The organism is Knoellia altitudinis (assembly GCF_042666355.1).
Classification (GTDB): Bacteria; Actinomycetota; Actinomycetes; order Actinomycetales; family Dermatophilaceae; genus Knoellia; species Knoellia altitudinis.
Genome location: NZ_JBHTDK010000002.1, coordinates 332570 through 355898 on the forward strand (window position 1 = coordinate 332570; position 23329 = coordinate 355898).

The following is a 23329-nucleotide window of genomic DNA, read 5'->3' on the forward strand; positions in this document are numbered from 1 at the left end:
GGCGCCGGGTATTCTCGGTCCGCCCGCTTCCCGGCGGGTGCCGGACGTGTAGCTCAGCTGGTTAGAGCGCTCGCCTCACACGCGAGAGGTCAGGGGTTCGAGTCCCTTCACGTCCACTCTCAAGACCGGGTCGGCGCTGGTGCGACCGCTCGCCACGGCATCCTCGGCCGTCCGGCGACTCGCCCGGGACGGGCATGAGAAACCCGCCGAACGGCATACCCGCACGTCAGAGCCCTGCCCGACAAGCTGTCCAGTTCCAAAGCAGGAAATCGCGCGGCGGGAGTCACAGCTCAGGCGTAGCGTGCGCAACATGGAGCGAACCCTCCCGGTTTCCACACACGCCGACGGGGAGCGACGGCTGCTCGACAGCTTTGCCGCCATTCCGCCGAGCAAGCGCGTGCGTCTGGCCAAGCGCACCTCCAACCTGTTCCGGGAGCGCACGCGCTCCACGACCCGCGGCCTCGACACCTCCGGGCTGACCGGCGTGCGCGTCGTCGACGTCGGAGCCAGGACGGCGGACGTCGACGGGATGTGCACCTACGAGGACCTCGTCGCCGCAACGCTGCCTCTCGGGCTCGCTCCGCTCGTCGTGCCGCAGCTGCGCACCATCACCCTCGGAGGTGCCGTGACCGGACTCGGCATCGAGGCGTCGTCCTTCCGCAACGGACTGCCGCACGAGTCGGTCGTCGAGCTCGACATCCTCACCGGCACCGGCGAGATCGTCACCGCCCGCCCGGACAACGAGCACGCCGACCTCTTCCGCGGCTTCCCCAACTCCTACGGCTCGCTCGGCTACGCCACCCGCCTGCGCATCGAGCTCGAGCCGGTGAATCAGTTCGTGGCCCTGCGCCATGTCCGTTTCCACGACCTCGAGAGCCTGTGCGCCGGCATCGACGCCATCGTCGGGTCGGGGACCCACGACGGTGAACGGGTCGACTACCTCGACGGTGTCGTGTTCACTCGCGACGAGGCCTACCTCACCCTGGGCCGGCAGGTCGACGAGCCGGTGCGCGGCGGGCCGACTGTTGCGAGCGACTACACCGGCCAGCAGATCTTCTACCGCTCGATCCAGCACGACGAGGCAGCGCCGAGGCGCGACCTGCTCACGACGCACGACTACTTCTGGCGCTGGGACACCGACTGGTTCTGGTGCTCGCGGGCCTTCGGCGCCCAGAACCCCCGCATCCGTCGGCTCTGGCCGAGTCGCTGGCGACGCTCCAGCATCTACTGGAAGCTCGTCGCCCTCGACCAGCGCCATGGCCTCTCCGACCGTCTCGAGGCCCGCAGGGGCAACCCCCCGAGAGAGCGGGTCGTCCAGGACGTCGAGCTGCCACTCGAGCACACCGCCGAGTTCCTCCACTGGTTCCTCCAAGAGGTGCCGATCGAGCCGATCTGGTTGTGCCCGTTGAGGCTTCGCGGCGACAGCACCTGGGACCTCTACCCCCTTCGCCCCCACCACACCTACGTCAACGTCGGCTTCTGGTCCACCGTCCCCGGCGGGGAGCCCGGTGTGACCAACCGGGCCATCGAGCGTCGGGTCGGCGAGCTCGACGGACACAAGTCCCTCTACTCCGACTCCTACTACTCCCGTGAGGACTTCGACGCCCTCTACGGCGGCGATGCGTATGCCGCCCTCAAGTCCCTCCATGACCCTCTCGGACGTTTCCCTGACCTCTATGACAAGGCGGTGCACCACGCATGAGCAGCACGACCCGTGAGACCCGGACGATCGCCGAGCTCGTCGACGCAGCAGTGGCGGGACCCCTTCCACTGCGCATCACGGCATACGACGGTTCGAAGACCGGACCGGACAGCGCTCCGCGTGCACTCCACATCGCGAACCATCGCGCCGTGTCCTACCTCGCCACCGCCCCGGGGGACCTCGGGATGGCTCGCGCCTACACGACCGGTGACCTCGTCGTCGAGGGCGTGCACCCGGGCAACCCCTACGAGGCGCTCGTCGACCTCGAGCGGCTGCACTTCCGTCGCCCCGACCCCCGACTGCTCCTCGACCTCGCCCGGGTGCTCGGGCCGCGTGGCCTCACGCCGCCCCCGCCGCCTCCACAGGAGGCGCTGCCTCGGTGGCGGCGCGCCACCGAGGGGCTGCGTCACTCGTTCACCCGGGACAAGGAGGCCATCCACCACCACTACGACGTCTCGAACCGCTTCTACGAGCTGGTCCTCGGTCCGTCGATGGCCTACACGTGTGCCGTCTTCCCCGAGCAGGACACCGACCTCGACGCGGCCCAGGAGAACAAGTACCGCCTCGTCTTCGACAAGCTCGCACTCCAGCCCGGCCAGCGCCTCCTCGACATCGGCTGCGGCTGGGGCGGGATGGTCAGGTATGCCGCGCGTCGAGGTGTGCAGGCCATCGGAGTCACCCTGTCGCGGGAGCAGGCGACGTGGGCCCAGGAGGCGATCGAGCGTGAGGGTCTGGGGGATCTCGCCTCGGTGAGGTTCGAGGACTATCGGGCCGTCGCCGAGTCCGGCTTCGACGCGATCTCGTCGATCGGCATCACCGAGCACATCGGCGTGCGCAACTATCCGGCGTACTTCGAGTGGATGCTCGACCACGTCAAGGAGGGCGGACTCGTGCTCAACCACTGCATCACCCGACCGGACAACAGGCCCAGGAGCGTGGGTCCCTTCATCGACCGCTACATCTTCCCCGACGGCGAGCTCACCGGCTCCGGGCGCATCGTCACCGCGATGCAGGACACCGGGTTCGAGGTGCTGCACGAGGAGAACCTGCGCGAGCACTACGCCCTGACGCTCGCCGGCTGGTGCGAGAACCTCGTCGAGCACTGGAACGAGTGTGTCGACGAGGTCGGTGAGGCCACGGCCAAGGTCTGGGGCCTCTATCTTGCCGGCTCCCGGCGTGGCTTCGAGCGCAACGTCGTCCAGCTGCACCAGGTGCTCGCCACCCGGCTGGACCAGACCCGCCTCCCCGGCCTTCCGCTGCGCCCGTGGTGGTCGGCATGACCGTCGTCATCGTCGGAGCCGGCCTCGCGGGAGCGACGACGGCGCAGGCCCTGCGAGACCGTGGCCACGACGGCGAGATCGTCGTCCTGGGGGCGGAGGACCATCTGCCCTACGAGCGTCCGCCGCTGAGCAAGGCTGTCCTGCTCGGCGACAAGGAGGTCGACTCGGCCTACGTCCACGACGAGGCGTGGTGGCGAGAGCACGACATCGACGTGCGCACGGGCACCGAGGTGCAGTCCATCGACCTCGCTGGTCGACGCGTCGTCACGACCACGGGTGAGCAGCCCTACGAATGGCTCGTGCTCGCGACCGGATCCGAGCCGAGGCGTCTCAGGCTGGCCGACGAGTCCGGACGGCCCGTGCACTACCTGCGCACCATGGAGGACTCCGTTGCCCTCAAGGCGGCTCTCACCCAGGACACCAGGGTCGCCGTCATCGGCGCTGGCTGGATCGGGCTGGAGGTGGCGGCGGCCGCCCGCTCTGCCGGCGCTGCGGTGACCGTCCACGAGACGGAGTCCCTGCCGCTGCTGGCGGTGCTCGGTCCTGAGGTCGCCCAGCACTTCGCCGACCTGCACCGGGCGCACGACGTGGACCTGCGGCTGGGCGCCCCGGTGACCTCGGAGGATCTGGCCGAGGCCGACCTCGTCGTGGTCGGCATCGGCGTCTCGCCCCGGACGTCACTGGCGTCGGCCGCGGGCCTGGAGGTCGACGACGGCGTGCTCGTCGACGAGCTGTTGCGCACCTCGGACGAGCGCATCCTCGCCATCGGTGACATCGCGAGCCAGCAGCACCCGGTGCTCGGTCGGCGTGTGCGAGTGGAGCACTGGGACAACGCGATCGGGCAGGGCAAGGCGGCGGCCGCCACGATCCTCGGCGCCGCCGAGTCCTATGCGAAGCTGCCCTACTTCTTCACCGACCAGTACGACCTCGGGATGGAGTACTTCGGCAGCGTGGGACCCGAGGGCTACGACCGCGTGCAGACGCGTGGCGACTTCAGTGGGGCGTTCCGCGCCTGGTGGGTCAAGGACGACGTGGTCGTCGCGGCGATGCAGGCCAACGACTGGGACGCGTCCGACGAGATGCGCGCCAGCGTCGGCCAGGGACCGCCCTCGGACAGCTGACGCCGCACAGCGCACTCGCGGAGGCTGGGTGCTGGTGACGCAGTGGAGATCCCCACAGCACGAACATGCCCGCGGATGTATCTGGACGCCTCCGGTGGACTCCTCCCCGTTGACTCGGTCGGGAAGGCCGGGCAGATCTCACGGGAGAGTCACCATGAACAAGCTCATCAGCAGAACCCGTCGTGTCGCCCTGATCGGCGTGGCAGCGACCCTCATCGCGGCCGGCGGCGCCGCTGCGAAGTCCGAGGCACCGCCGAACCCGGTCCCGAGCGCCGCCCTGCTCGAGTCGATCGTGCCGCCCGGCGCGCCGGGGTCCGACTTCGTCTTCCACGCGGTCGCACCATGCCGCATCCTCGACACCCGCTATGGCGGTGGCGCCCTCCAGAACGCCACCCGCACCTTCCGCTCCAGCTCAGCCCTCGCGGCCCAGGGCGGCAACGCTGCGGGCTGTGGCATCCCGACGAACGCCGAGGCCATCCAGGTCAACCTCGGTGCGGTCCCGGTCGCCCCGGGTGGCTACGTCCAGGGCTGGGCGACGGGTCAGCCGGTGCCGCTCGCCTCACTGCTCAACTTCGGCAGCGCAGCGATCGCCAACATGGTCACCCTGCCCGTCAACGCCTCCGAGCAGTTCAACCTGCGCGTCACCGGACGGGCCAACGTGTTCGCCGACGTCGCCGGCTACTACACCAAGCCGGCCTACGTGGCGGTCTCACCCAGCGGCACGATCTACGACGGGATCGCCTCGGGCGTGGTGTCCGTCACCAAGACGAGCACCGGCAACTACGACGTCGTCTTCGACCGCACCGTCTCGAAGTGCGCAGCGACGGCGAGCAGCCTCATCTGGGGCTCCAACACCGACCCGTCGCCCGACAACCACTCGAGCTACGGCGGCAACAAGGTCAAGGTGGGCATCAGCAACACCTCGAACGCCTACGTCGACGACTACTTCTTCCTCAGCCTCACCTGCTGAGCGAGCAGGAGGACGGACGGCCCGTGCGCGACCGGCACGCGGGCCGTCCGTTGGCGCGCACGGCGTGCTCAGCCGGTGGTGACGTCCCGGCTGAGCAGCCACACGGCATACTCCGCATTCGCGGGATGGAGCTCATAGCTGCCCGCACGCAGGTCCACCCTCAGGCCCGCCGCCTCGACGTCGGCCACGAACTCCTCCGGCGGGTAGGTGCGGCTGCCGGCCGGCCCTGCCGTGAGGTGGAAGCCGACGAGCATCCGTCCTCCCGGCGCCAGGAGGCTGCCGAGGGTCGTCAGGGCGCGGCGTTCGGTGTCCTCGGCGAGCAGGACGAAGACGTTGCCGACAGCGACGACGAGATCGTGTGCCGCTGGGCAGCCATGCGCTTCGAGCACCGCAGGGGAGAGCTCGAGGATGTCGAGAGGGAGCAGCCCGATGCCCGGATAGGTGGTCTCGGCCTGGTCCACGAGGCTGCGGTCCGGCTCGATGCCGGTGACGTCGTGGCCCCGGGCGCGCAACGCTGCGGTGACCCGACCCATGCCCGCGCCCGCATCGAGGATGCGAGCACGCCTCCGACAGAGGGCGTCGGCGAGTCGCGCCTCACCATCCACGTCGTCGCCTCGCGCGACGAGCTCGGCGAAACGCGGACCGTAGCCCCGAGTGGCCTGCCCACCCAACGCCCACCGGCTCGGCGGAATGTCGCTCACGCGGTGCTCTCGGCGGTGTCGGTGACGCGCTCACGTGTCGCGGGGTGGGCCGACGGCAGCGGCTCGAGCAGCTGTGGCGCGCCCAACCAGGCGTCGGGGATGGCGAACGCGTCGACGAGCGTGCGGGCGTGCGGGGCGAGGTTCTTGCAGAGCACTCCCACGTCGCGGATGACGGCCTTGGAGTGCACCGGGGTGAGCCGCCCGTGCTCGAGGTACCAACCCCGGTGGGACTCGATCGTCGAGAGCGCGAAGAGGTCGGTGACGTCGTCGAGGAGCTCCTTGGCCGGCCCCTCCTCGCACTCCTCGACCGCCGCGCACAGTGCCTCGAGCAGGACCCGGTCGATGTGCGCCTCGGCGGCCGTCAAGAGGTGGTCCTGGGCGTTGTTGAAGATCCGGAAGGCGTCGGCCGGCTGGGCCTTCGCCGCCTTGGCCAGCCGGAGGGCGACGCCCTCGAGGAGATGCTTCTCTCGGTCGACGAAGAGCGCGACCTGACGACCGCGGTGGCGCTCGGCGCCGTCCTCGTCGCTGCTCGGGGCCCGCGACATGAGCTTGGAGATGAGCCCGGCGGCCGGGGTCTTCTCGAGGATCGACGAGGCCGTGAAGCGAGACGCGAACGCGATCATCGCCAGTGGTGAGTTGTCCTCGAACGTCTCCTGGAACTCGGTGAGCAGACCCTTGGCGACGAGCTGGAGCAGGACGGTGTTGTCTCCCTCGAAGGTCGTGAAGACGTCGGTGTCCGCCTTGAGCGAGGTGAGCCGGTTGTCGGCCAGGTAGCCCGCGCCGCCACACGCCTCGCGGCACATCTGGATGGCGTCGGTGGCGTGCCGGGTCGCGGCCACCTTGATGCCGGCGGCTCGGGCCTCGAGCTCGCGCTGCCGCTCCTCGGGAGCGTCTCCCTCGTGGCCGGCCACCTCGTGCATCATCGCCACGAGGTCGTTCTGGGCGAGCATCAGCGCATAGCTGCGAGCGATGGCCGGAAGCAGCTTGCGCTGGTGCGCGCGGTAGCTCATGAGGGTCAGCTCCTCGTCGCCGCCGGGCGCTGCGAACTGTCGCCGGTGCAAGGCATACCGCGTGGCCAGCGTGAGCGCCGACCGGGTTGCGGCGCCGGCTCCACCGGCGACCGACACGCGGCCGCGGACGAGCGTGCCGAGCATCGTGAAGAACCGACGGGACGAGTTGTCGATGGGCGAGGTGTAGGTGCCGTCAGCCGTGATGTCGCCGTAGCGGTTGAGGAGGTTCCACCGGGGGACACGAACCCGGTCGAACTCCAGCGTGCCGTTGTCGACGCCCGGGAGGCCGCCCTTGGCGCCGCAGTCGCCGATCGTCACGCCGGGCATCGGACGTCCGCTCGTGTCGCGGATGGGCACCAGCACGCAGTGCACGCCGTGCGACTCGCCGTCGGCGGTGACCAGCTGGGCGAACACGGCCGCCATCCGGCCGTCGCGCGCGGCGTTGCCGATGTAGTTCTTCTGCGCGCCCGGGGTGGGGGAGTCGATGACGAGCTCGTCGGTGGTGGGGTCGTGCGTCGCCGTCGTCTCGAGGTGCTGCACGTTGGAGCCGTGCCCGGTCTCGGTCATGGCGAAGCAGCCCAGCAGGGTGCCGTCGAGCATTCCCGGCACGTATGCCGTGTGGTGCCGCTGGGTGCCCAGGTTGGCGAGCGCCCCACCGAACAGGCCGAACTGGACCCCGGCCTTGACCAGGAGTGAGAGGTCGCCGTGGCCGAGCATCTCGAACGCCGTCACCGAGGCACCGAAGTTCCCGGAGCCGCCCATGCCCTTGGCCAGACCGGCGCTGGCGAAGTCCTCGTGGGTGAGCGCCAGCAGCTGGCGCGTCGTGTGGCGGCGGTGCTCCTGCGACGACAGCTGCTCGCTCGGGGGAGCGAAGCGCGAGGCGTCCTCGTGCTCGCGCAGGCGGCGGCGCACATCACCCCATCGTCCGTCGAGGATCCGGGTGAGCTCGGGGGTGAGGTCGTCCACGTTCACTCCTTGTCGGCGTCCGCGTCAGCGTCGGCGTCGGGATGGGTGTCCGGGGTGACGTCCGCGATCGGCCAGGCCGACGACAGGCCGCCCCAGATGAGCTCGGTGAGGTGTTCGTTGAGCGTCTCACGCGAGGTTCCCGACGCGGCCGCCCCAGAACGCAGCCACTCGTCACCCGCAGCACGGACCATGCCGACCACGGCGTGCCCCCACGTGGCGGCGGGTTCGGTGCCCCGCCCCGCACCGGTGAGCGAGGCAGCGATGAGCGAGCCGATCTGCACCCCCATGGCGCGGCTCACCGTCGAGGCGAGGTCGATCGTCTCGGTGCGCTCCGACGGAGGCACGAGCGGTGCGGCCACGATGAAGCGATAGACCTCCGGGTCGGTCTCGACGAGCGACAGGTAGGCGTCGACCGCCGCACCCAGGAGGGCGCGGGGCTCGGCCGACCGCCGTGAGGCGTGACTCGTGAACACGCTGAGGTCGCCGACCGCCCTCGTGATGTCGCGCAGGATGATCCGGTTCACGCGCTCCGCGACGGCCGAGTAGAGCCCAGCGCGGTCGGTGAAGTGACGGTAGAAGACGGTCTTGGAGGTTCCGGCACTGCTCGCGATGTCGTCCATGCCGACGCCGGCGCCCTGGGCGCGGATGGCACGCAGCGTCGCCTCGACGAGCTCCTGCCGCCGCTGCGCGCGATGGCGGTCCCAGCGGCTGCTGCGACCGTCGACGACCTCCGCCGAGTCCGCGTCGCGGGTGTCGGCGGAGTCGCGCAGGGGGTCCGTGGTGCTGCTCACAGGTCGGACCGTAGCAGGTGAAGCGAGGTACCTGCTACCGTCAGTATCGGATATGTGTCGCGTCCCACGTGACCCGGTCGTCCACCCTCTCGACAGACCTCAGGAGCCCCCGGTGACACCAGCCAGTCCCCGCCGCGCCGCCATCCTCGGCGGCAACCGCATTCCCTTCGCCCGTCAGTTCGGGCCCTATGCGAACGCGTCGAACCAGGACATGTTCACGGCCGCCCTCGAGGGCCTCGTGGCCCGTCACGGCCTCGGGGGGGAGCGCCTCGGAGAGGTCGTCGGAGGTGCTGTCATCAAGCACAGCCGCGACTTCAACCTGACCCGTGAGGCCGTCCTGGGCTCGAGCCTCGCGCCCGAGACCACGGCCTACGACGTCCAGCAGGCCTGCGGCACCGGCCTCGAGAACGCCATCCTCGTCTCCAACAAGATCAAGCTGGGCCAGATCGAGTCCGGCATCGCGGGCGGCGTCGACACCGCCTCCGACGCGCCGATCATGGTCACCGAGAAGCTGCGCCGCAAGCTGCTCAGGATCAACCGCGCCAAGTCCACGGTCGACATGGCCAAGAGCGCTCTGCGGATCCGGCCCGGCGACATCGGCATCGAGACCCCGGCCAACACGGAGCCGCGCACCGGCCTGTCGATGGGCGAGCACATGGCCATCACGGCCAAGAAGTGGGGCATCACCCGCGAGGCCCAGGACGAGCTCGCGGCAGCCAGCCACCAGAATCTCGCGGCGGCATACGACCGTGGTTTCTTCGACGACCTCATGACGTCGTACCTCGGCCTCGCCAAGGACCAGAACCTGCGTGCCGACTCGACCGTCGAGAAGCTCGCCAGGCTCAAGCCGGTCTTCGGCAAGGGTGAGGGCGCCACGATGACGGCGGGCAACTCGACGCCCCTCACCGACGGCGCGTCCGCCGTCCTCCTCGGCAGCGAGGAGTGGGCGGACGAGCACAACCTGCCGATCCAGGCCTGGTTCGTCGACGGCGAGGTCGCCGCGGTCGACTACGTCCACGGCGACGAGGGCCTGCTCATGGCTCCCGCGTATGCCGTGCCGCGACTTCTCGCACGTCACGGACTGACGCTCCAGGACTTCGACTACTACGAGATCCACGAGGCCTTCGCGTCGACCGTGCTCTCGACGCTCAAGGCGTGGGAGGACGAGGAGTTCTGCACCCAGCGGCTCGGCCTCGAGAAGCCGCTCGGCTCGATCGACCGCAGCAAGCTCAACGTCAACGGTTCCTCGCTCGCCGCGGGTCACCCGTTCGCCGCGACCGGCGGCCGCATCGTGGCCTCACTCGCCAAGATGCTGCGCGAGCAGGGGCCGGGCAGCCGCGGTCTCATCTCCATCTGCGCTGCCGGTGGGCAGGGCGTCGTCGCGATCCTCGAAGGAGCCTGACTCATGGCGTTCAACTACGGACAGTTCGTCAGCGGGGGGGTCGGCAAGCAGCTGGCCACCACCTTGGGGCTGCCCCGGCCGAGCCGGCTGCGTCGCCACAAGGTGGGCGGCTCGCTCGTCCCCGGTGAGGTGCTCGTGGCCGGTCACGGGGACGCCCCGGTGGCCGAGCGCGTCCGGCACCTCCTCGCCGAGGCAGGTGTCACCGTCGCGTCGCGACCGTCGACGTCGGTCGCCGGCGTCGTGCTCGACCTCACCACGGTCGAGACCCCTGCCGACCTCGAGACCCTTCGTGGTGTCGTCGGTCCGGCGCTCAAGACGTTGGCTCCCTCCGGTCGCATCATCGTCTTCGGCCGTCCGCCCGAGTCGGCCACGTCGGTCGCGCAGGCTGCGGCCCGCCGCGCGGTCGAGGGCATCGTGCGCTCCATCGGCAAGGAGATGCGTGGCGGCGGTACCGCCAACACGGTCCTCGTGGCCGAGGGGGCGGATGCCGGCATCGACGCGACGGTGCGGTTCCTGCTCTCGGGTCGCTCCGCCTATGTGTCGGCCCAGGTCTTCCGGGTGGAGGCTCCCGTCGCCGACATCGTGGCTCCTTCTGACTGGGACCGGCCGCTCGCCGGCAAGGTCGCCGTCGTCACGGGCGCCGCACGCGGCATCGGGGCGGCGATCGCCGAGACCCTCGCGCGTGACGGCGCGACGATCGTCGCCGTCGACGTCCCCGCCGCTGGCGGCCCGCTCGCCGAGGTCGCCAACCGGCTCGGGGGCTCCGCCCTCCAGGTCGACGTCACGGCCGACGATGCCGGCGCCAAGATCGTCGAGCACGCCCAGGCTCGTCACGGCGGTTTCGACATCGTCGTGCACAACGCCGGCATCACCCGCGACAAGCTGCTCGCCAACACCGAGGCCGACCGGTGGGACTCCGTCCTCCAGGTCAACCTCCTGTCGATCCTTCGGATGAACGAGGCGCTCATCCCGGCGATCAACCACGGCGGACACATCGTCAACGTCTCCTCCATCGCCGGCATCGCCGGCAACCGCGGACAGACCAACTACGCCGCGTCCAAGGCCGGCGTCATCGGGATGACCCAGTCGCTCGCCGCCGACCAGGCGATCCTCGACAAGGGCATCACCGTCAACGCCGTGGCGCCCGGCTTCATCGAGACCGAGATGACCGCCAAGATCCCGCTCGCCACCCGGGAGATCGGCAGGCTGACGAACTCGTTGCAGCAGGGTGGGCTGCCCATCGACGTCGCCGAGACCATCGGCTACTTCGCCTGGGACGCCAACCGTGCCGTCACGGGCAACGTCGTGCGCGTCTGCGGCCAGATGATCCTGGGCGCCTGATGGCCCAGCAGGAGCTGTTCAGCACCGCGCCGTCCCTGGCCAGGGTCTTCGTGCGTGCCGCCGTCGCGGGCAAGAAGTCCGGCCGGTCGCTGCCCGCCAGCGAGCTCGTCCTCAGCGGGCACTCGGTCGCCCGTGACCACCTCATGGACTACCAGCGGCTCTGCGGGTTCGGTGTCGATGACGTTCTGCCGCACACCTACCCGCACATCCTCGGGTTCCCGCTGCAGGCCGAGCTCATGGCGCGCAAGGCGTTCCCGCTGCCACTGGTCGGACTGGTGCACGTCGAGAACACCATCACCGTGCGCAGGACGTTGACGGCTGACGACGTCCTCGACATCGCCGTGCACGCCGAGGACCTGCGTGAGCACCCCAAGGGTCGCCAGGTCGACCTCGTCACCGAGGTGAGCGTCGAGGGCGAGTCGGTGTGGAGCGGTCGCTCGACCTATCTCGCGCGCGGCAAGGGCAACCCCGATGCCGAACGTGGTGCCGAGGCTCCGGGCATCCCCCTGGGCAGTGCTGCCGCGCAGTGGTCCCTCCCGGGTGACCTCGGCCGTCAGTACGCCGCGGTCTCCGGGGACGTCAACCCCATCCACCTGCACCGACTCACTGCCAGGGCGATGGGCTTCCCGAGGGCCATCGCCCACGGCATGTGGACCTCCGCCAGAACCCTGGGATCGTTCGGACGTGTCGCCAATGGGCCGAGCACGTCCCACGTGTGGTTCAGGAAGCCGGTGCTCCTGCCGAGCAGGGTCGACCTCGTCGTCGACCGCAGCCAGGCGCTCGTCGTGGCGGGGCTGCGCTCCACGCGCAGACCCGAGACCGAGCACCTCGTCCTCTCCCTCGAGACGGCTTCCTGAGGCAGCTCAGATGCGGTGGTGGACCCAGACTCCCGCCTCGACGTAGACCGCGTGGTCGTGCTCGACGCTCACATGGACCGGGCTGAGCGCGAACGGCACCTGGACGTCGCCGCTGGCGTCGAAGGGCAACCCGGTCCGCGCCCGCCACTCGGCCAGGGTCCCGGAGATCGTCATCGCCCTCGGGCACACGCCCACGATCTCGCCACCGACGCGCGCATGCAGTCGCAGCCACGGGTCGACCGGCAGGCCGTCCTCGCGGGTCCGCAGCGCGTAGTCACTCATCGGGGTCCCGGGCTCCAGGTGCTTGGCGTTGGGGCGAACGGGCGCAACGAGGTCGTGGAACCCCAGCCGGGCAGCGTTCTGCCGCTTGGCCTCCAGCATCACCGACGCCAGACCGGTGCCCTGCAGGTCGGATCGGATCGCCACCTCGAGGGCTGACACATGGGTGGGCTCGCGCCCGGCGAGCTCGTCCAGCCACGCCCACACGATCACGCCGTCCCACCCGTCCTCGGGCAACGTCGGGCGCCCGATGTCCGCGCCCATCGCGAAGGGGATCGAGTGTGACTTCGCCACGAGGCGGCTCGGGTCAGCGGCGTCCCACGCGAGCAGCGTCCAGGCAGCGAAGGTCGTCGATGCCCGGGGGTAGTACAGGTCGGCGATCGCGTCGTACTTCATGAACTCCGGCCACGGGTCGTCGAACTCCCGGAGGAGGTGAACGAGGTCCGGCCGCTCGGCGAGGCTGGCGATGTGGAGGTCCATGCCCCGACGGTAGGACGTCGGGCGTCGCTCGCGCCTCCGAGATTCCCGCTATGCCGGGTCGCGGCCTAGGGTCGCGAACATGCCCACTCTCTCCCGCGACGACCTCCTCATGGTCGTCAAGGCCACCATGGCCACGGTCATCGCCTGGTTCGTCGCTGATCGGGTCATGGGCAGCGCCACCCCGTTCTATGCCCCTCTGGCCGCGCTCCTCGTCGTCGACCGGACCGTCGCGCGCTCGCTCGGCCAGAGCGTGCGCCGCATCCTCGCCGTCGGGCTCGGCATGGCCCTCGCGTGGTTGGTCGGCACGACGCTCGGTCTGCACTGGTGGAGCATGGGCATCGTCATCCTCGGCGCCCTCGTCCTCGGTCGCTGGCACCGACTCGGGGACTCGGGGATCCAGGTGCCCTCCATGGCCCTGCTGTCGTTGCTCACGGCAGGCGGCACGGACGAGGAGTTCACCGGCATCACCATGCTGGAGACGCTCGTCGGCGGCATGATCGGCGTGGCCGTCAACGTGCTGGTCTTCGCACCGCTGCACGTCCAGGCACCCCGCGAGAGGGTTCTCGACTACAGCCGACGCGTGCGAGCCCTTCTCGACGAGGTGGCCGATGGGCTGCGAGGGGAGTGGGGCAAGGACTCGGTCGATGCCTGGCGGGCCGCCGCCGACTCCCTCCATGAGAAGGCGCCCGGAGTCCTCGACCTCATCGAGCTCGGCCGTGAGAGCCAGCGGTTCAACCCGCGTGACGAGCTCCACAAGCTCGAGCCGGCCTGGGACGGCTACCGCGAGACGGTGGACGGGCTGCGCCGCGCGACCTGGCACGTGAGCGGGCTGGTCCGGACCCTGGGCGACAACCTCGACCATCCCGCCCGTGCCGCGCCGAGCCAGGACTTCCTCGACGGGATCGCCTCGGTCCTCAGTGAGGTGGCGGCCGCGTTCGACGACTTCGGCGTGGACGGGGCGCTCGAGTCCGTGGGGTCACGCCTGGACGGCGTCGAGCGCCGGCTCGACGAGCTCACCACGCTGCTGCACGAGACGCCCCTGGAGGACCCCCGCGCCTGGCCCGAGCACGGCGCCCTGCTCCATGACTGCACCCGCCTCGTCGCGGACCTGCGCAGCGTGGCCGGAGGCGCCGTCATCCCACCCACCGACTGAGCCGCTCGCCACCCGCGAAAGGCGCGCGCGACGTGGGAAACCAGCCGGATAACATCGGTATGCCGCGTCGGGACGTCCGCACGCGGCATACCCGCGTTTCGTGTCACCCCAGGAGAGTCGCTGTGTCCTCACAGATCACCGTTCATGTCGCCGGAGACGAGCGATCGGTGGAGCTGGAGACGACGGCGGCTGACCTCTTCGAAGGCCGGCGCGACGTGCTGGTCGCCCGCGTCAACGGTGAGCTGCGCGACCTCGCCCATGTCGTCGCCGACGGTGACGTCGTCGAGCCGGTGACGGCGCAGGAGCAGGACGGGCTCGATGTCCTGCGGCACAGCGCCGCCCACGTCCTCGCTCAGGCCGTGCAGCAGCTGAAGCCAGACGCCAGGCTCGGCATCGGCCCTCCGGTCCGCGACGGCTTCTACTACGACTTCGACGTGGCCGAGCCGTTCCAGCCCGACGACCTCAAGGCCCTCGAGAAGGCCATGCAGAAGATCGTCAACGAGGGCCAGACCTTCGTGCGGCGCGAGATCAGCGACGAGGACGCCCTGGTCGAGCTCAAGGACGAGCCCTACAAGTGCGAGCTCATCGGGCTCAAGGGCGGCGCGGCCTCAGAGGCGGCGGAGGGCGCGGACGTCGAAGTCGGCGGCGCGCAGCTCACCATCTATGACAACGTCCGTCGCGACGGCACCAAGGCGTGGGGCGACCTCTGCCGCGGTCCGCACGTGCCGACCACCAAGGTCCTCGGCAACGCCTTCAAGGTGATGCGCAGCGCCGCCGCCTACTGGCGGGGCTCCGAGAAGAACCCCCAGCTGCAGCGCGTCTACGGCACCGCGTGGCCGACCAAGGACGAGCTCAAGGCCTATCTCGACCGTCTCGCCGAGGCCGAGAAGCGCGACCACCGCAAGCTCGGCGCCGAGCTCGACCTCTACTCGTTCCCCGACGAGATCGGCTCGGGGATGGCGGTCTTCCACCCCAAGGGCGGGGTCATCAAGCGTGAGATGGAGGACTACGTCCGTCGTCGCCACATCGAGGAGGGCTTCGACTACGTCGGCACCCCGCACATCAGCAAGGACGGGCTGTTCCACACCTCGGGACACCTGCCCTACTACGCCGACACGATGTTCCCGCCGATGGAGTTCGAGCACGCGGAGTACCGCCTCAAGGCGATGAACTGCCCCATGCACAACCTCATCTTCCGGTCGCGCGGTCGCTCCTACCGCGAGCTGCCCCTGCGCTTCTTCGAGTTCGGCTCCGTCTACCGCTACGAGAAGTCCGGGGTCGTCCACGGTCTCACCCGGGTGCGGGCCATGACCCAGGACGACTCGCACTCCTACGTCACCGCAGGGCAGGCACCGGCAGAGGTCGAGCACCTCCTCGACTTCGTCACCGGTCTGCTCAAGGACTTCGGCCTCGATGACTACTACTTCGAGCTGTCGACCCGCGACGACTCGGAGGAGAAGAAGGAGAAGTTCATCGGGTCCGCCGAGCAGTGGGAGACCGCGACGCGCGTCCTCGAGGAGACTGCGGGCAAGTACGGCGTCGACCTCGTCCCCGACCCGGGCGGCGCCGCGTTCTACGGTCCGAAGATCTCGGTGCAGGCCCGCGACGCCATCGGCCGCACCTGGCAGATGTCGACGATCCAGTACGACTTCAACCAACCCGAGCGCTTCGGCCTCGAGTACCAGGCCGCCGACGGCACCCGACAGCAGCCGGTGATGATCCACTCGGCCAAGTTCGGCTCCATCGAGCGCTTCATCGGCGTCCTCGTCGAGCACTACGCTGGTGCGTTCCCGGTGTGGCTCAGCCCGGTCCAGGTGCTGGGGCTGCCGGTCGCGGACGAGTACAACGACTACCTCTGGGGCGTCCTGTCGCAGATGAAGGCCAAGGGCATCCGGGTCGAGCTCGACGACAGCGACGACCGCTTCCCCAAGAAGATCCGCAACGCAAGCAAGGCCAAGGTCCCGTTCGCCCTCATCGCGGGCGAGGACGACCGCAGCAACAACGCGGTGTCCTTCCGCTACCGCGACGGGTCCCAGAAGAACGGTGTGCCGATCGAGGACGCGATCGCAGAGGTCCTGGGCGCCATCGAGACCCGCGCCCAGGTCTGACGGGGGCGCGAGAGACATGGAACCGGTCGTCCGGCTGGCCGAGCCCCGTGACGCGTTCGCCGTCGCAGCGCTGACCATGCAGGACGACCGGGAGTGCGGTGCGAGCATCGTGCCGGGGTTCCTCGACGACTACGCCGACGCGTGGCTGGCCGACCGCGACCGGGTGACCTTCGTCGCCGAGGCCGCGGATGGCCGCCCGCTGGGCCTGGTCACCGCCGCGGTCGTCACCAAGCTCCCCAGCTCACGACGGCCTCGGACGAGGTGGCTCCACGTGTCGCTGCTGTTCGTGACGCAGGACGCCCGCGGCGCCGGTCTGGGCACCCGGCTCCTCTCGACCCTCCAGCTGTGGGCGGGGGAGAACGACGTCGACCGGATACAGCTCAACGCTGCCCCACGGGCCCGCGGTCTCTACGAGCGGGCCGGGTTCACCACCGCTGCACCGGAGCTCATGGAGTGGCGCGCCAGCACGCGGTGAGCGGACAGCGTCGGTGGTGCGGACGGCATACCGGCAGTGCGGTATGCCGTCGGCGCACCTCACACGCGTGGCTCGGGTCGTTGCCCCCTTCCGACGAGGCAGATCCTCACAGCTCGCGCTGCGGTTCGAGGCACAAGTCCACAAGACCCACCCTTTTCTCGTCCGCCGAGCAACCTTCAGGCCACCCACGACGTCTCAATGCTTGGAGGGACCGGGGCGTCGTGCAGGGGCGCACGCCCCGGCCCTCCGACCACGGGGGCGCGCGTGTCTAGGATCGTGGCCATGAGTGATGTTCCGACGACTGCCGCCGAGGACTTCGCGGGGGTGCCGGACGGTTTCGACCGGCTGTGGACCCCTCACCGGCTGGCCTACGTCACGGGGGAGCGCCCGTCCAAGGATGCCGGTGACGGCTGCCCGTTCTGCGCCGCCCCGGGGCGGGACGACGAGGACGGGCTCGTCGTGCACCGCGGAGTGCACTGCTACGTCGTGATGAACCTCTTCCCCTACAACCCGGGTCACGTGCTCGTCTGTCCCTATCGTCACGTGTCCCTCTACGTCGACCTCACCGACGAGGAGACGGCCGAGTTCACGGCTCTCACCAAGCAGGCGATCGTGGCACTGCAGGAGTCGTCGGGACCGCAGGGCTTCAACATCGGGATGAACCAGGGCGCGGTCGCCGGGGCCGGTGTCGCGGCCCACCTCCACCAGCACGTCGTGCCGCGGTGGGGTGGCGACATGAACTTCCTCCCGGTCGTGGGCCAGACCAAGGCCCTGCCGGTCCTCCTCGAGGACGCGCGCCGCCGCCTCGCGCTGGCCTGGCCGGGGGAGTGAGCCCGGCCCACTAGGCTGGCCGCACCATGCTCAACAAGTACGCGCGACCCCTCTTCACCAAGCTCCTGACCCCGTTGGCCTCCCTCCTGCTGCGCCTCGGGGTGAGCCCTGACGTCGTGACGATCGTCGGAACCCTCGGCGTGAGCCTCGGTGCCCTGGTCTTCTATCCGCGCGGTGAGTTCCTCGTCGGGACCCTCGTGATCACGGCCTTCGTCTTCTCGGACACGGTCGACGGCATCATGGCGCGGCGCTCGGGGCGCTCGAGCCTGTGGGGCGCCTACCTCGACTCGACGCTCGACCGCGTCGCGGACGCCTCGGTCTTCAGCGGTCTCGTCCTGTTCTACGCCGGAGGCCAGAACCTCCGCCCCGACAGCATCCTCCAGGTCCGTCCCGGGATCATGGCCGCACTCGCCCTTGGCTGCCTCATCCTCGGCATGGTCGTCTCCTACGCCAAGGCACGCGCCGAGGGCTTGGGCATGACGGCCAACGTGGGGATCGCAGAGCGGGCCGAGCGCCTCGTCGCCGTCCTCGTGACGACGGGCTTCGTGGGCTGGTTCGTCCCCGAGATCTTCCTGGCCGTCGTGCTGGCCCTCCTTGCCCTCGCCAGCCTCGTCACCGTGGTGCAGCGCATGCTCGAGGTGCGGCGACAGGCCCTCGACGTCGCGTGAGCCCGTTCCCCTCAGCGGTTCTCGCTCGAGCCACCGACGTCGCGACGGTGGCCGGCTTCCGCGTGGGATGGTCCGTCATCCGGCGTATGCCGGAGCGCACGGCCTACGCGGTCTTCGACCGGATCGCGGATCTCACCGTCGCCCGCGGTGGCGGTGCGCGGATGCGGGCGAACTATGCGACCGTCCGGCCCGAGCTCGATGACGCCGCCCTCGACGCGCTGGTGCGCGACGGGATGCGGGCCTACCTGCGCTACTACTGCGAGGCGTTCCGACTCCCCGTCCTCTCGCCGGACGAGCTGGCCGCCCGTGTGCGGGTCGAGGGCGACGGACCGGTGCGCGAGGTCCTCGCGGCCGACGGTTCTCTCGTCTGCTTCCTCGGGCACCTCGGCAACTGGGACCTGGCCGGAGCCTGGGGAGCGGTGCACCTCGGGCCGGTGACGACGGTGGCGGAGCGACTTGAGCCCGAGGAGGTCTTCGAGGAGTTCCTCGAGTTCCGCACGGGTCTCGGCATGACCATCCACCCGCTCACCGGCGGTCCACCACCGTTCCCGCTGCTGCGCGAGGCCACGGGGCGGCGCGGACTCATCCCCCTGCTCGCCGACCGCGACCTCTCCCGCGACGGTGTCGAGGTCGACTTCTGCGGCGTGCCGGCGCGGATGGCGGCTGGCCCTGCCGCACTCGCCCTGACGACACGACGGCCACTGTTCCCCGTCTCGATCCGTCACGAGCGCCGCGACGCGGGGTGGGGGATCGTCATCACCTTCCACGAGCCGGTGCCCGTGCCCGAGTCGGGGACGACCCGTGCCAAGGTGGCCGAGATGACGCAGGCGTGCGCCGACGCCCTCGGAGCGACCGTGCGCGAGCACACCGCCGACTGGCACATGCTCCAGCCCGTCTTCACCAAGGACCTCGACCGTGAGCGCCTCGCCCGTGCCGGGGCGTCATGAGGATCGGGCTCGTCTGTCCCTATGCCTACGACGTCCCCGGGGGTGTGCAGTTCCACGTCCGGGACCTGGCCGAGTACTTCATCGCGCAGGGCCACGACGTCTCCGTCCTCGCACCGGTCGATGACGACGCGACGTCGCTGCCGGCATACGTGACGTCGTGCGGTCGCGCAGTTCCGGTGCGCTACAACGGATCCGTCGCACGCCTGACATTCGGCCCGGTGACCTCGTCGCGCGTGAGCAGGTGGCTCGAGGACGGCGAGTTCGACGTCCTCCACCTCCATGAGCCAGTGACGCCCAGCGCGTCGCTCATGGCCCTCTGGGCCTCGTCCGAGCCGGTCGTCGCGACGTTCCACACGTCCAACCTCCGCTCGCGTGCCATGCACGCGGCGAACCCGTTGCTCCGCCCCTCCACCGAGAAGATCCGCGCGCGGATCGCCGTCTCCGAGGAGGCCCGCGGGACGGTGCGTCGCCACCTCGGTGGCGACGCCTACATCATCCCCAACGGCGTCGACACGAAGCGCTTCGCGCCGGACGGTGCAGTGACCCGCTGGACCGGCACGCCGGAGCGACCCACCCTCGCGTTCCTCGGTCGCATCGACGAGCCCCGCAAGGGCCTCGCCGTCGTCGTGGCGGCGATGCCGGCGATCCTCGACGCACTGCCCGGCGCCCGGCTCGTCGTCGCCGGTCCGGGAGAGGTCGACGAGATCTCCGAGCGCCTCGACCCGAGCGTCAGGGCCGCCACCGAGTTCCTCGGATCCGTCTCCGAGGAGGACAAGGTCGCGCTCCTCAGGTCGGCGGATCTCTACGTCGCACCCCACACGGGTGGCGAGAGCTTCGGCATCGTCCTCGTCGAGGCGATGGCCTCGGGCGCCCCTGTCCTCGCCAGCGACCTCCAGGCCTTCACCGCGGTCCTCGGTGCCGACCCCGCCGGGCGCACCTTCCCCAACGGCGACAGCGCCGCACTCGCTGCTGCGGCCATCGACCTCATCGGCTCGCCCGAGGAGCGTCAGCGACTGCGCGAGGTCGGGCTCAGGCGGGCCCGCTCGTTCGACTGGACGGTCGTCGCCGAGCGGGTCATGGCGGTGTACGAGACTGTCATCGAGGGCGCCGACCACTCCCCGGTCGAGGCCGGCCCGCGCGCAGGTCTGCTGGGTCGCCTGCGCTGGCCAGTGAGAGGTGAAGCGTGATCGATGTCCTGCAGGTCGCGACGATCCTCGCCCTGGTTCTGCTCGGGGCAGCCTGGTACCTCTCCTACTCCGCGTCGCGCCTGGACCGGCTGCACGCCAAGGTCGAGGGTGCGGTGTCAGCGCTGGACGCCCAGCTCGTGCGCCGGGCCGAGGCCACCCTCGAGCTCGCCACCAGCGGAAGTGTGGATCCGGCAACCTCGTTGCTTCTCGCCGACGCCGCGAGCGAGGCGCTCGAGCGCCACACGCACCACCCGCTCAGCCACGACCTTCTCGACGGCCAGACGTTCGCCGGGCGCGAGAGCACCGAGGCCGACCTCACCGCGACACTGCGCGCGGTACTCCAGCCCGAGACCGTCCAGGCCCTGCGCGACCAACCGGGCAGTCCCGGGGCCGACGGGCTGAGCCGGGTGGAGGCGAGCGCCCTGAGGGTCCAGCTCGCCCGCCGGTTCCACAACGACGCGGTGCGCGAGGTGCGACGGGTGCGGGCCAAGAAGGTCGTGCGGCTCTTCCGACTGGCCGGGCACGCGGCCCTCCCGGTGCCCGTCGACTTCGACGATGACCTTCCGCCCGCAGTCGTGGACTGAGGCGGCCCTAGACTTGCGCGCATGAGTGAGAACACCCCCGCCGCAGACTCCCCGACCACCACCGCCACCAGCACCACCAGCGGCACCGGCACGACCCGGGTGAAGCGCGGCATGGCCGAGATGCTCAAGGGCGGCGTCATCATGGACGTCGTCAACGCCGAGCAGGCCAAGATCGCCGAGGACGCGGGCGCTGTCGCCGTCATGGCCCTCGAGCGGGTTCCCGCCGACATCAGGGCACAGGGTGGCGTTTCGCGCATGTCCGACCCCGACATGATCGACGGCATCATCGCCGAGGTGTCGATCCCGGTCATGGCCAAGGCGCGCATCGGCCACTTCGTCGAGGCCCAGGTCCTGCAGTCCCTCGGTGTGGACTACATCGACGAGTCCGAGGTCCTGACCCCGGCCGACTACGCCAACCACATCGACAAGTGGAACTTCACGGTGCCCTTCGTCTGTGGAGCGACCAACCTCGGTGAGGCCCTGCGCCGCATCACCGAGGGCGCGGCCATGATCAGGTCCAAGGGGGAGGCCGGCACCGGAGACGTCTCCAACGCCACGACCCACATGCGTCAGATCCGCCAGCAGATCCGCAAGCTCCAGAACCTGCCCGAGGACGAGCTCTTCGTCGCGGCCAAGGAGCTGCAGGCTCCCTACGAGCTCGTCAAGGAGGTCGCCGAGGCGGGCAAGCTGCCGGTGGTGCTCTTCACCGCGGGCGGCATCGCCACCCCCGCGGACGCGGCGATGATGATGCAGCTCGGCGCCGAGGGCGTCTTCGTCGGCTCCGGCATCTTCAAGTCCGGCAACCCGGCCCAGCGCGCCGAGGCGATCGTCAAGGCCACGACCTTCTTCGACGACCCCGACGTGATCGCCAAGGTCTCCCGCGGACTCGGCGACGCCATGGTCGGGCTCAACGTCGACGAGATCCCCGAGCCACACCGCCTCTCCGAGCGGGGCTGGTGACCCGGCCGGACCGCTGAGGGTGGGGAGCCGTGTTCGGGTTCGGAGGCGACAGCATCTTCGGGCTGTTCAGCGCGTTCATCTCTGCGATCCCGCTGCTCTTCGCCGGTGCCCTGGTGCTCCTCTGGCACCGCACTCGCAGGCCCCGGGTGCCGGTCTCCACCGCCCAGGCCGTCTCTGCGGCCGGTCATGACCCGGCGCGTCCACCGGCTTGCCCGGTCGGGCAGTGGAACGCCCGGGTGACGCCGAGCGGACGGCTCGAGCTCGGTGGCGACGGTGGCACCATCCGCATCGAGAACGGCTGGCTCGGGTTCCACGCGGGCGACGCGGCGACGCCGACGTGGCTCGTGCCCACGACCCGGGTGCGCGCGGGCAAGAACAGCATGCTGTCGCAGGGCGAGGTGTGGGTCGAGACCGAGCAGACGGGCCGGCTCAACCTCACGGTCAGTCACGAGCACATCAACCTCATCTCCCGCAACGACTTCAAGGACCTGCGTGAGCGGCGCTACGCCGACGAGTTCCTCTGGCTGCTCCACCAGTCCGGCGCCACTGTCGTCGCAGCCTGATCCCTGGCTGGCCGAGCGAGCCACACCTTGGTGAGCGATGCTCCCGTAGGGGCGTGGTCGCCAGCTTCTGCCTCGCTCGAGCTTCAGGGAGCGGCGCACTCCTCATAGGCGTGACTGGGTGCAGGTCGTCTTGACCGCCGGTCAGTGGGGAATGCGGTGCGGGTGGGTGTAGACGTTCATCCGGCGTCCCCGCGCGAAGGCCACGAGGGTGACCCCGAGCCGGTCGGCTGCCTCGATCGCCAGCGATGACGGCGCCGAGACGCAGGCCAGCACCGAGATGCCCGAGACCGCGGCCTTCTGCACGATCTCGAAGCTGGCCCGGCTCGACACCACGAGCAGCCCACCGGCGGTCTCGACGCCCGTGACGAGCGCTGAGCCCAGCACCTTGTCGACGGCGTTGTGGCGCCCGATGTCCTCGCGGACGATGGCGACCTCGCTGCTCCCCGCCGGGACAAGACCTGCGCCGTGCACACCACCGGTCTTGTCGAACACCGCCTGGCGAGAGCGCAGCTCACCCAAGGCGTCAGCGATCTGTGCAGCCTCCCACAGCACCTCGGGCGGTCTCTGCTCGACGACGGCCTCGATGGCGTCGACAGCGGTCGTGCCACAGAGACCACACCCGCCCAGCGACGCGAGGTTGCGGGTCGAGGTCACGGCGGTCCGCGCGTCACGACCCGGCACCGTCAGGTTGAGCACGTTGAGGGTGTCGAGGTCGGAGCAGAAACGCGCCGACATTACGTCGTCGCGACGGGCGATGACACCCTCGGCGCGCAGCAGCCCGTGGGCCAGGTCCACGTCGGCGCCCGGCGTCCGCATCGTCACGGTGAAGGTCTCGCCGTTCACGCGGATCTCCAGCGGCTCCTCACCGGCGATCGTGTCGATCGTCCGCGAGACCTCCCCGTCGAGGTCGATGCGGACGACCTTGTGGCGTGAGGTGACCCGGCCCATCAGCG

At 70.1% G+C, this 23329-nt stretch carries 22 protein-coding genes and 1 tRNA gene; 18 read left to right on the forward strand and 5 right to left on the reverse strand.

Features of this window, described 5'->3' with window-relative positions:
• The first annotated feature begins 42 nt into the window (after positions 1 to 42).
• From ACFQW8_RS16320 to ACFQW8_RS16340, 5 genes are all read left to right on the forward strand, one after another.
• Positions 43 to 116: transfer RNA gene (locus ACFQW8_RS16320), tRNA-Val, on the forward strand.
• A gap of 194 nt (positions 117 to 310) precedes the next feature.
• Positions 311 to 1702: an FAD-binding oxidoreductase gene (locus tag ACFQW8_RS16325; RefSeq protein WP_380089196.1), complete on the forward strand. Its 1392-nt coding sequence runs from the start codon at positions 311 to 313 to the stop codon at positions 1700 to 1702.
• The gene (locus ACFQW8_RS16330) at positions 1699 to 2982 is read left to right on the forward strand and encodes a class I SAM-dependent methyltransferase (protein ID WP_380089198.1); all 1284 of its coding nucleotides are present in this window, start codon (positions 1699 to 1701) and stop codon (positions 2980 to 2982) included. The genes ACFQW8_RS16325 and ACFQW8_RS16330 overlap by 4 nt, the downstream gene beginning before the upstream one ends.
• The gene (locus tag ACFQW8_RS16335; protein WP_380089199.1) at positions 2979 to 4103 is read left to right on the forward strand and encodes an NAD(P)/FAD-dependent oxidoreductase; all 1125 of its coding nucleotides are present in this window, start codon (positions 2979 to 2981) and stop codon (positions 4101 to 4103) included. Before ACFQW8_RS16330 ends, ACFQW8_RS16335 begins: the two co-directional genes overlap by 4 nt.
• Positions 4104 to 4257: 154 nt before the next feature.
• Entirely contained in the window at positions 4258 to 5073 is an 816-nt protein-coding gene (locus tag ACFQW8_RS16340) for a hypothetical protein (protein ID WP_380089200.1), read from the forward strand.
• Positions 5074 to 5141: 68 nt separating this feature from the next.
• Here the strand turns inward: ACFQW8_RS16340 and ACFQW8_RS16345 are convergent, their stop codons facing one another.
• Genes ACFQW8_RS16345 through ACFQW8_RS16355 form a run of 3 tightly spaced genes read right to left on the reverse strand, consistent with a single transcriptional unit; the run spans position 5142 to position 8541 of the window.
• Positions 5142 to 5774, reverse strand: a complete 633-nt coding sequence (locus ACFQW8_RS16345; protein WP_380089202.1) for a class I SAM-dependent methyltransferase — start codon at positions 5772 to 5774, stop codon at positions 5142 to 5144.
• A complete protein-coding gene (locus ACFQW8_RS16350; protein ID WP_380089203.1) occupies positions 5771 to 7750 on the reverse strand; it encodes an acyl-CoA dehydrogenase family protein in 1980 nt (659 codons plus the stop codon). The genes ACFQW8_RS16345 and ACFQW8_RS16350 overlap by 4 nt, the downstream gene beginning before the upstream one ends.
• Before the next feature lie 2 nt (positions 7751 to 7752).
• On the reverse strand, positions 7753 to 8541 hold the full coding sequence (locus tag ACFQW8_RS16355; RefSeq protein WP_380089205.1) for a TetR family transcriptional regulator: 789 nt from the start codon (positions 8539 to 8541) through the stop codon (positions 7753 to 7755).
• A gap of 112 nt (positions 8542 to 8653) precedes the next feature.
• Here ACFQW8_RS16355 and ACFQW8_RS16360 point away from each other — a divergent pair, with 112 nt between their 5' ends.
• From ACFQW8_RS16360 to ACFQW8_RS16370, 3 genes are read left to right on the forward strand one after another with little or no spacing between them, the layout of a single operon-like run.
• Positions 8654 to 9943: an acetyl-CoA C-acetyltransferase gene (locus tag ACFQW8_RS16360; protein WP_380089207.1), complete on the forward strand. Its 1290-nt coding sequence runs from the start codon at positions 8654 to 8656 to the stop codon at positions 9941 to 9943.
• A 3-nt stretch (positions 9944 to 9946) separates the two neighbouring features.
• A complete protein-coding gene (locus tag ACFQW8_RS16365) occupies positions 9947 to 11284 on the forward strand; it encodes a 3-oxoacyl-ACP reductase (RefSeq protein ID WP_380089209.1) in 1338 nt (445 codons plus the stop codon).
• Positions 11284 to 12141, forward strand: a complete 858-nt coding sequence (locus ACFQW8_RS16370; protein ID WP_380089210.1) for a MaoC family dehydratase — start codon at positions 11284 to 11286, stop codon at positions 12139 to 12141. The genes ACFQW8_RS16365 and ACFQW8_RS16370 overlap by 1 nt, the downstream gene beginning before the upstream one ends.
• Before the next feature lie 6 nt (positions 12142 to 12147).
• Here the strand turns inward: ACFQW8_RS16370 and ACFQW8_RS16375 are convergent, their stop codons facing one another.
• Positions 12148 to 12900 (reverse strand): N-acetyltransferase, encoded by a 753-nt coding sequence (locus ACFQW8_RS16375; protein WP_380089211.1) that lies wholly within the window; start codon positions 12898 to 12900, stop codon positions 12148 to 12150.
• Positions 12901 to 12979: 79 nt separating this feature from the next.
• Here ACFQW8_RS16375 and ACFQW8_RS16380 point away from each other — a divergent pair, with 79 nt between their 5' ends.
• From ACFQW8_RS16380 to ACFQW8_RS16425, 10 genes are all read left to right on the forward strand, one after another.
• On the forward strand, positions 12980 to 14053 hold the full coding sequence (locus ACFQW8_RS16380; protein ID WP_380089212.1) for an FUSC family protein: 1074 nt from the start codon (positions 12980 to 12982) through the stop codon (positions 14051 to 14053).
• A 122-nt stretch (positions 14054 to 14175) separates the two neighbouring features.
• Complete coding sequence (thrS, locus tag ACFQW8_RS16385) at positions 14176 to 16161, forward strand: threonine--tRNA ligase (protein WP_380089213.1); 1986 nt, start codon at positions 14176 to 14178, stop codon at positions 16159 to 16161.
• A 16-nt stretch (positions 16162 to 16177) separates the two neighbouring features.
• Complete coding sequence (locus ACFQW8_RS16390; RefSeq protein WP_380089215.1) at positions 16178 to 16636, forward strand: GNAT family N-acetyltransferase; 459 nt, start codon at positions 16178 to 16180, stop codon at positions 16634 to 16636.
• A gap of 282 nt (positions 16637 to 16918) precedes the next feature.
• Positions 16919 to 17467, forward strand: a complete 549-nt coding sequence (locus ACFQW8_RS16395; RefSeq protein WP_380089217.1) for an HIT family protein — start codon at positions 16919 to 16921, stop codon at positions 17465 to 17467.
• 26 nt (positions 17468 to 17493) lie between these two features.
• On the forward strand, positions 17494 to 18135 hold the full coding sequence (gene pgsA, locus ACFQW8_RS16400; protein ID WP_380089219.1) for a phosphatidylinositol phosphate synthase: 642 nt from the start codon (positions 17494 to 17496) through the stop codon (positions 18133 to 18135).
• Positions 18132 to 19082 (forward strand): phosphatidylinositol mannoside acyltransferase, encoded by a 951-nt coding sequence (locus ACFQW8_RS16405; protein WP_380089221.1) that lies wholly within the window; start codon positions 18132 to 18134, stop codon positions 19080 to 19082. The genes pgsA and ACFQW8_RS16405 overlap by 4 nt, the downstream gene beginning before the upstream one ends.
• Entirely contained in the window at positions 19079 to 20269 is a 1191-nt protein-coding gene (locus tag ACFQW8_RS16410) for a glycosyltransferase family 4 protein (RefSeq protein WP_380089222.1), read from the forward strand. The genes ACFQW8_RS16405 and ACFQW8_RS16410 overlap by 4 nt, the downstream gene beginning before the upstream one ends.
• Complete coding sequence (locus tag ACFQW8_RS16415; protein WP_380089224.1) at positions 20266 to 20853, forward strand: hypothetical protein; 588 nt, start codon at positions 20266 to 20268, stop codon at positions 20851 to 20853. Before ACFQW8_RS16410 ends, ACFQW8_RS16415 begins: the two co-directional genes overlap by 4 nt.
• A gap of 21 nt (positions 20854 to 20874) precedes the next feature.
• Complete coding sequence (gene pdxS, locus ACFQW8_RS16420; protein WP_380089226.1) at positions 20875 to 21813, forward strand: pyridoxal 5'-phosphate synthase lyase subunit PdxS; 939 nt, start codon at positions 20875 to 20877, stop codon at positions 21811 to 21813.
• A gap of 29 nt (positions 21814 to 21842) precedes the next feature.
• Complete coding sequence (locus tag ACFQW8_RS16425) at positions 21843 to 22376, forward strand: hypothetical protein (protein ID WP_380089227.1); 534 nt, start codon at positions 21843 to 21845, stop codon at positions 22374 to 22376.
• Positions 22377 to 22517: 141 nt separating this feature from the next.
• On the opposite strand, the gene fdhD is transcribed toward ACFQW8_RS16425, so the two are convergent.
• Positions 22518 to 23324 carry a formate dehydrogenase accessory sulfurtransferase FdhD gene (fdhD, locus tag ACFQW8_RS16430; RefSeq protein WP_380089229.1) on the reverse strand — a complete coding sequence of 269 codons (807 nt, stop codon included), beginning with the start codon at positions 23322 to 23324 and terminating at the stop codon, positions 22518 to 22520.
• Positions 23325 to 23329: the final 5 nt, after the last annotated feature.